Origin of the sequence: Citrobacter sp. Cpo012 (assembly GCF_030333015.1) — a bacterium.
GTDB classification, from domain to species: domain Bacteria; phylum Pseudomonadota; class Gammaproteobacteria; order Enterobacterales; family Enterobacteriaceae; genus Citrobacter; species Citrobacter portucalensis.
In genome coordinates, this window is the sequence record NZ_JAOWGR010000034.1 from 106,874 (window position 1) to 114,460 (window position 7,587).

8 protein-coding genes and 1 rRNA gene are annotated in these 7,587 nt (G+C 50.1%); 3 read left to right on the top strand and 6 right to left on the bottom strand.

Translation table 11 applies throughout. The features are described from left to right. Positions 1-116 precede the first annotated feature (116 nt). Both polA and OGX90_RS06135 read right to left on the bottom strand, forming a co-directional pair. On the bottom strand, positions 117-2,903 hold the full coding sequence (gene polA / locus OGX90_RS06130; protein ID WP_153753927.1) for a DNA polymerase I: 2,787 nt from the start codon (positions 2,901-2,903) through the stop codon (positions 117-119). Positions 2,904-3,118: 215 nt separating this feature from the next. After that, complete coding sequence (locus OGX90_RS06135; RefSeq protein WP_228553268.1) at positions 3,119-3,454, bottom strand: hypothetical protein; 336 nt, start codon at positions 3,452-3,454, stop codon at positions 3,119-3,121. Here OGX90_RS06135 and yihG point away from each other — a divergent pair. After that, positions 3,348-4,202 carry a 1-acylglycerol-3-phosphate O-acyltransferase, YihG family gene (yihG, locus tag OGX90_RS06140; RefSeq protein ID WP_225280869.1) on the top strand — a complete coding sequence of 285 codons (855 nt, stop codon included), beginning with the start codon at positions 3,348-3,350 and terminating at the stop codon, positions 4,200-4,202. The genes OGX90_RS06135 and yihG overlap by 107 nt on opposite strands. A 13-nt stretch (positions 4,203-4,215) precedes the next feature. On the opposite strand, the gene dsbA is transcribed toward yihG, so the two are convergent. The 3 genes from dsbA to OGX90_RS06155 all read right to left on the bottom strand — a co-directional run bounded on the left by dsbA (position 4,216) and on the right by OGX90_RS06155 (position 6,188). After that, positions 4,216-4,839 (bottom strand): thiol:disulfide interchange protein DsbA, encoded by a 624-nt coding sequence (gene dsbA, locus OGX90_RS06145; protein ID WP_003028621.1) that lies wholly within the window; start codon positions 4,837-4,839, stop codon positions 4,216-4,218. 16 nt (positions 4,840-4,855) lie between these two features. Beyond that, positions 4,856-5,842 carry a serine/threonine protein kinase gene (locus OGX90_RS06150; protein WP_286623349.1) on the bottom strand — a complete coding sequence of 329 codons (987 nt, stop codon included), beginning with the start codon at positions 5,840-5,842 and terminating at the stop codon, positions 4,856-4,858. Positions 5,843-5,918: 76 nt separating this feature from the next. Beyond that, positions 5,919-6,188: a YihD family protein gene (locus OGX90_RS06155; RefSeq protein WP_003028616.1), complete on the bottom strand. Its 270-nt coding sequence runs from the start codon at positions 6,186-6,188 to the stop codon at positions 5,919-5,921. 69 nt (positions 6,189-6,257) lie between these two features. Between OGX90_RS06155 and mobA the strand changes: the two genes are divergently transcribed. Both mobA and mobB read left to right on the top strand, forming a co-directional pair. Beyond that, a complete protein-coding gene (gene mobA / locus OGX90_RS06160; RefSeq protein WP_003028614.1) occupies positions 6,258-6,842 on the top strand; it encodes a molybdenum cofactor guanylyltransferase MobA in 585 nt (194 codons plus the stop codon). Then, a complete protein-coding gene (mobB, locus tag OGX90_RS06165; RefSeq protein ID WP_286623352.1) occupies positions 6,824-7,342 on the top strand; it encodes a molybdopterin-guanine dinucleotide biosynthesis protein MobB in 519 nt (172 codons plus the stop codon). Before mobA ends, mobB begins: the two co-directional genes overlap by 19 nt. A 170-nt stretch (positions 7,343-7,512) precedes the next feature. Here the strand turns inward: mobB and rrf are convergent. Then, positions 7,513-7,587: ribosomal RNA gene (gene rrf / locus OGX90_RS23885) — 5S ribosomal RNA — on the bottom strand; the annotation flags it as partial.

Here is a 7,587-nt window from a genome sequence, read left to right on the forward strand (position 1 = left end):
GAAAGCACTTTTTGTAATTTTTTTTCATTCCTTACATAGGGAATTCTAATGGACATCACAAAAAGCTCTCTCTTATGTTGCTTAGTTACGAAAAAGGAGCGTTATTAAGTAAACCCTTAGTGCGCCTGATCCCAGTTTTCACCACTCCCGACTTCCACCAGCAACGGCACGTCAATCTGAGTCTCGTTTTCCATCAGTTGGTGGATCTTTTTGGAGACGCTTTCCAGATCATCTTTGTGCACTTCAAACACCAGTTCATCGTGTACCTGCATGATCATGCGCACGCGCGGTTGCTCGGTTTGCAGCCATCCATCCACGGCAATCATGGCTCGTTTGATAATGTCTGCGGCAGTTCCCTGCATCGGGGCGTTAATGGCCGCACGTTCAGCACCAGCGCGACGAGCACCATTACTGGATTTAATATCCGGTAAATAGAGACGGCGACCTTCCAGCGTTTCTACATAGCCTTGCTCTTTCGCCTGCGCGCGGGTGCGTTCCATGTATTCCAACACACCAGGGTAGCGTTCAAAGTAGAGATCCATGTACTTCTGTGCTTCTTTGCGCGGAATATTCAACTGGCGCGCCAAACCAAAGGCGCTCATCCCGTAGATCAAACCGAAGTTAATGGCTTTAGCGCTGCGGCGTTGCTCGCTGGTCACAGAATCAAGCGGTAAACCAAAGACTTCTGCCGCCGTTGCGCGGTGAATGTCTTTCCCTTCGGCAAACGCGGTAAGCAGACCTTTATCACGTGAAAGGTGCGCCATGATACGCAGTTCAATCTGTGAGTAGTCCGCAGAGACAATCAGGTAGTCTTCTGGCGCAATGAACGCCTGACGAATACGACGACCTTCATCATTACGTACCGGGATGTTTTGCAGGTTTGGATCCGTTGAAGACAAGCGCCCGGTGGCAGTAACCGCCTGATGGTATGAGGTGTGCACGCGCCCGGTTTTCTTGTTAATCATCAACGGAAGCTTATCCGTATAGGTCGACTTCAGTTTTGCTAAACCACGATATTCCAGGATCACTTTCGGCAATGGGTAATCCAGCGCGAGCTCTTCCAGTACCTCTTCCGACGTTGATGGCGCGCCGCCAGGGGTTTTCTTCAACGGCTTAATACCCTGCTTTTCAAACAGGATAGTTTGCAGTTGCTTAGTGGAAGAGAGGTTAAACGCTTCTCCGGCGATCTCGTGCGCTTTTTGCTCCAGCTCATTCAAACGCAGCGTCAGCTCTTCTGAATGCTTGTGCAGAACAGCCGGATCGATTTTCACACCGTTGCGCTCAACGCGAGACAAAACCGGCACCAGCGGCATATCGATATTTTCAAAGACGTTCAACGGCCCTTTATGCTGCTGCAATTCTGGCCACATTTTCAGATGCAGCTGTAGCGTAACGTCGGCGTCTTCCGCAGCGTAACGGCCAGCCTCTTCCAGTGCTATCTGGTTAAAGGTCAGCTGGTTTTTGCCTTTTCCGGCGATCTCTTCAAAGGTGATGGTTTTATGTTTCAGCCAGCGGTCCGACAGGCTGTCCATATCGTGTCGTCCAGCGACGCTGTTAAGAATGTAGGATTCGAGCATGGTGTCAAAGGTGATGCCGCGCAGCTCGATGCCATAGTTCGCCAGGATGCCGCGATCGTACTTCAGATTTTGCCCGACTTTGTGCGCGTTCTCATCTTCCAGCAGCGGCTTTAGCAGCTCCAGCGCACGGTCGCGCGCGATCTGGTCAGGGGCATCCAGGTAATCGTGGGCAACAGGAACATACGCCGCCACACCCGGTTCAATGGCAAAAGACAGGCCAACCAGATTCGCGGAAATGTTGTCCAGGCTGTCAGTTTCAGTATCGAAGGCAAAGACAGGTGCTTTTTTCAGCTTAGCGATCCACTCTTCCAGCGTCGCTTCGTCCAGAATCGTCACATAGTTTTCATACGAAAGAACCGTGGCCGGCTCCTCAGGCGTTTCATCGACGACAATAGTTTCTTGCGGTTTTGTCGCCGGCTTCGTCCCTTTCGCCTGTAGCCATTTACCCGCTTCAACGTCGGTAACCCAACGTTTAAATTCATACTGTTTAAACAGGCCAAGCAGTTCTTCTGCAGCGGGCTGACGGACTTCCAGCTGCTCACAGGTCAATTCCAGCTCAACATCGGTTTTGATGGTAGCCAATTGATAAGAGAGGTACGCCACCTCTTTGTTCTGCTCAAGTTTGCCCGCCATGGTTTTCGCACCACGGAAGGTCAGCCCCGCTATTTTGTCTGATTCGGCATAGAGGGTATCCAGCCCACCCAGCCCCTGCAGCAGTGCCTGAGCGGTTTTTTCGCCTACGCCTGGAACGCCAGGAATGTTATCTGAGGAGTCACCCATTAGCGCCAGGAAATCGATGATCAGTTCCGGCGGGACGCCGTACTTATTCACCACTTCATCCGGGCCAAGGATCGTATTGGTCATGGTGTTGATAAGGGTGATATTCGGCGTCACCAACTGAGCCATATCTTTATCACCGGTGCTAATCAGCACCGGGCGACCGATCTTCTCTGCTTCCCGCGCCAGCGTACCGATAACATCGTCCGCCTCCACGCCAGAAACAGCCAACAGTGGCAGCCCCATCGCCTTTACCATCGCATGCAGAGGTTCAATCTGCGCACGCAGATCGTCCGGCATCGGTGGGCGGTGAGACTTATAATGTTCGAATAATTCATCACGGAAGGTTTTACCCTTGGCGTCGAATACCACCGCTGCATGGGTTGGTTGATATTGCAGAATCAAGCTACGCAGCATGTTGAGGACACCGTACATCGCGCCCGTAGGTTCTCCTGCGCTGTTAGTCAGCGGTGGGAACGCGTGGTATGCGCGATACAGGTAAGATGAGCCATCTACAAGGATAAGTGGGTTTTCTGGGATCTGAACCATAATGTCCGTGCCTGTTTATCAGATTATGGGTAAAGGATGCCACAGACAGGATGAAAACATGAGTTTTTCGCCGCATTTGTCGAAAAACTTTTGCAGATCTTCTGCTTTGCTCGCAAAGACAGCTGTGGATAACTTTGTGAATAAATAATTTTCAGCTCTTTAAATATAGCAAGGCAATTAATGCTCCATTGTATTTATACAATAATTTCAATTAGTTAAATAAATGCACGGCATTTTATTCCATTTTTAAAGCTTATATCCTGATGTGGATAGATATTCTCTTTTTTTCTATTCAGGGAAGATCCATCATTTGGTTCGTTTTCTGATAAAATCAGCCCCTTGCGCCTCTTTCGCGCACTGTCTATGGCTAACCTTTTGAATAATTTAATTATGACGAGAATACTCGCTGCGATAACGCTGTTGCTGAGTATCGTATTGACCATATTGGTCACAATTTTTTGTTCTGTGCCGATCATCCTTGCCGGGGTTGTGAAACTCCTTTTGCCCATTCCTGTCGTCTGGCGCAAGGTTTCTGTCTTCTGTAATTTCATGATGTACTGCTGGTGTGAAGGTCTGGCGCTACTGCTGCACCTTAATCCACGGCTGAAGTGGGATGTTGAAGGACTGGAAGGTCTTAGCAAAAAAAACTGGTATCTGCTCATTTGTAATCATTACAGCTGGGCCGATATCGTTGTGCTTTGCGTTCTGTTCCGTAAGCACATCCCGATGAATAAATATTTCCTCAAGCAGCAGTTGGCCTGGGTGCCCTTTATTGGCCTGGCCTGCTGGGCGCTGGATATGCCGTTTATGAAACGCTACTCACGTGGCTATCTGCTTCGCCATCCGGAACGCCGTGGTAAAGATGTCGAAACAACGCGTCGTTCCTGCGAGAAGTTTCGCGTACACCCGACAACCATAGTGAATTTTGTCGAAGGTTCGCGCTTTACTCATGAGAAGCGTGAGCAGACCCGTTCTCCTTATCAAAACCTGCTCCCACCCAAGGCGGCCGGTATTGCGATGGCATTAAATGTGCTGGGGTCACAGTTCGATAAAATGCTGGATGTCACGTTGTGCTATCCGGAAAACAGTAGCCGACCGTTCTACGATATGCTGAGCGGTAAGCTAACGAGGATTGTCGTGCGGGTGAATCTGGAGCCAATCCATGAAGAGTTACACGGTGATTACGTGAACGATAAGGCATTCAAGCGCCGCTTTCAGCTGTGGTTGAATACGCTGTGGAGTGAGAAAGACGCGCAGCTCGACGCGATTAAAGCTGCAAATAAAAAAGCCGGTCAGTGACCGGCTTTTGCTTTTACTTCTGACCGACCAGGTATTTCACGGTATCCGCATACTGTTGTACAAAGATATCCATGCTGCTGGTATCCATGCCCTGCGGGTTGACCTGATATTTGCCATTCACGAACATCGCCGGAACGCCCTGCAGCTGTAAATCAGCCGCTGCTTTTTCCTGCTGTGCCACGAGAGATTTCACTACGAAGCTGTTCCATGCCGCATCATAGTCTTCGCCTTTAATACCCGCATCGACAAACACTTTACGGATATCAGCAACAGACTGAACGGTCTGGGTTTTCTGAACCCCTTCAAACAGCGGAACAGTGACCTGATCTTCAACACCCAGCGCCATAGCAACCGCCCATGCCTGCGTCAGATCTTTGCCCAACGGCCCGAGAAACTCGACGTGGTATTTGGTCATCTTGGTGCCTTCCGGCAGTTTTTTCTTCACGTTATCAGATACATGAAGCACTTCTTCAAACTGGTAGCAGTGCGGGCAGTAGAAGGAGAAGAACTCCAACACTTGCGGTTCACCCGCAACAGGCTTCTCCAGGGTGATGTATTGTTTACCATCCTGGAACTGCGCTGCAGATGCGCTAAAAGCTAAGACCATACCAGCCAGCGCCAGCCATATTTTTTTCATGTTCAAGTTTCTCCGATTAATACATTGGCGTTAATTGTAAGGGGGGCTCTTGCAGAATTTTTGCCTGCTCAATAAAGGTCGCGGTCTGACGATGCCAGTAATCTTCCCCGGTTAACCACGGGAAGTTTTTTGGGAACGCAGGGTCAGCCCAACGTCGAATCAGCCAGGCAAGATAATAAACTAAACGCATAGCGCGTAAAGGTTCTATCAGTCCGATTTCAGAGATGTCGAACTCACTAAACTCTTCATAAGCCTCGATAATGGTTTCTAGCTGCATGCGTTGTTCAGCTTTATCACCATTGAGGAGCATCCATAAATCCTGAATAGCCGGACCATTGCGGGCATCATCTAAATCGACAAACATCGGGCCATCGCGCCACAGAATATTACCGGCATGACAATCACCGTGCAGGCGTAACGCAGTAAAACGCGTATGCCAGCGTTCGGTAACCACCGCGATAAGCGCATCCGTTGCCTTCAGGAAAGCCACTTTTTGCCCTGATGGGATAAGCTGTGCGTGTTCAAAAACTTTACGCGGCTCAGTCAGGTATTCTTCAAGGCCAATCGTCGGTCGGAAGGCAAAAGTACACTTGGATCCGGTCTGGTGCATACGCCCGAGATAGCGCCCGACCGCCTCCATCTGATCGATGTTGTCGGCCTCAAACTGGCGCCCACCGACGCTGGGGAAAATCGCATAATGGAAACCCTGGTGGCTTAACAGCGTTTGGCCGTTCAGTACCAACGGCGCAGCTACCGGGACTTCATCGCTTACCAGTTCCAGAGCAAACTGGTGCTCTTCCTGGATCTGATCGACAGACCAACGTTCAGGGCGATAAAACTTAACGACAAAGCGTCGACGGTCTTCGTCCTGGAATTGATAGACACGGTTTTCATAGCTGTTAAGCGGGGTAAGCCCGGAATCCACCCGGATCCCCTGCTCAAACAGTGCATCCATGATGGTATCCGGGTGTAGCGTCTGGAAATTAAAAGCGTTGTCGTTCATCCCATCATCCGGAAAATACTACGAATGATTCAGGATATCATTTCGCAGCGCTTTCGGTGGCGGCGATTACAAGCTTTTACTCTTTAATTACGCCACGAGCGCGGAGTAGTGCGGTTTTAAAATCTTCTTCATAATCTTTCTGAATACCTGGGATGACAGCATCCTTCGCTGAGTCTCGCATTTTCAGGTGATAGATCAGAATGTCATCAGTTAAATCCGCCAGTTCGCCGTCAAAACCTGACTCTTGCGCCAGTTTCTGCAAAAATTGCATCAGGTTAAGATCGGGTTCCTTCTGCCAGGCAGGCTGGAGGAGTTCAATAACTTCATTCAGACGTTTACATTTCATGGTTGTGCTCCTTAGGCTCAATACAGATACGTTAGCAGGGTCAATCCCACATTAAAAGAGGCGATATCAGTGATTCTGGATAGTGCAATAACAGGGGTTGTGCTGGCTGGCGGTAAGGCCAGACGGATGGGTGGGACCGATAAAGGTCTGCTTGAACTGGACGGTAAACCTCTTTGGCGGCATGTGGCCGACATTCTCGCTTTGCAGGTCGAAACCGTGGTGGTTAATGCCAATCGCCACCGGGATATATACCAGCAAAGCGGCCTGAAAGTTATTCCCGATTCCTTGGCCGATTTCCCTGGCCCACTGGCCGGGATGCTATCGGTATTCCTGCAGCAAACGGGGGAGTGGTTTCTGTTTTGCCCGTGCGATATGCCCTATATTCCTCACGATCTGGTCGCTCGTCTAAAAGAGCAACGTAAAGCTGCACCCGTTGTCTGGGTGCATGATGGGGAAAGAGATCACCCAACCATTGCGCTGATGCACCGCTCTATGCAGCCTTTGCTGCAGGATTATCTTCAGTCCGGTGAACGACGCGTTATGGTCTTTATGCGTCTGGCTGGCGGTCATGCTGTCGATTTCAGCGATCATAAAGATGCGTTCGTAAACGTGAACACCCCCGAAGAGCTCGCAAAATGGCAGGAAAAATCATGATCCCATTACTCGCCATTGCGGCATGGAGCGGGACGGGAAAAACCACGCTGCTCAAAAAGTTGATCCCGGAGCTACGTGCCAGAGGTATACGTCCCGGATTGATTAAACATACTCATCACAATATGGATGTCGACAAGCCCGGTAAAGATAGCTATGAACTGCGTAAAGCCGGTGCAGCACAAACGCTGGTCGCCAGCCAGCAACGTTGGGCATTAATGGTAGAAACACCGGAAGAGCCCGAACTGGATTTAGCATATCTGGTAAGCCGGATGGATGCAGCGACGTTGGATCTAGTGCTGGTTGAAGGGTTTAAGCATGAACCTGTCGCTAAGATCGTGCTTTTTCGCGACGGTTGCGGGCATAGTCCTGAAGAATTGGCGATAGACGAATATGTTATCGCGGTTGCCAGTGATGTTCCGCTGGCGGTGGATGTTCCATTGTTAGATATCAACGACATACAGCAAGTTGCTGATTTTGTTACGCAATGGATAAGATGGTAACCGTGGTGTTGTGATGAGTCTGATGCGCTGCGCTTATCAGGTCTACTGAAACGCATTCACTGACGGGCTTCTGTAGGCCGGATAAGGCGGCACGCCGCATCCGGCGGTTTTCACCCCGCACAGACGCAAAAAAGCCCATCCGGCAGGATGGGCTTCTTCACTAAATTGATGCCTGGCAGTTCCCTACTCTCGCATGGGGAGACCCCACACTACCATCGGCGCTACGGCGTTTCACTTCTGAGTTC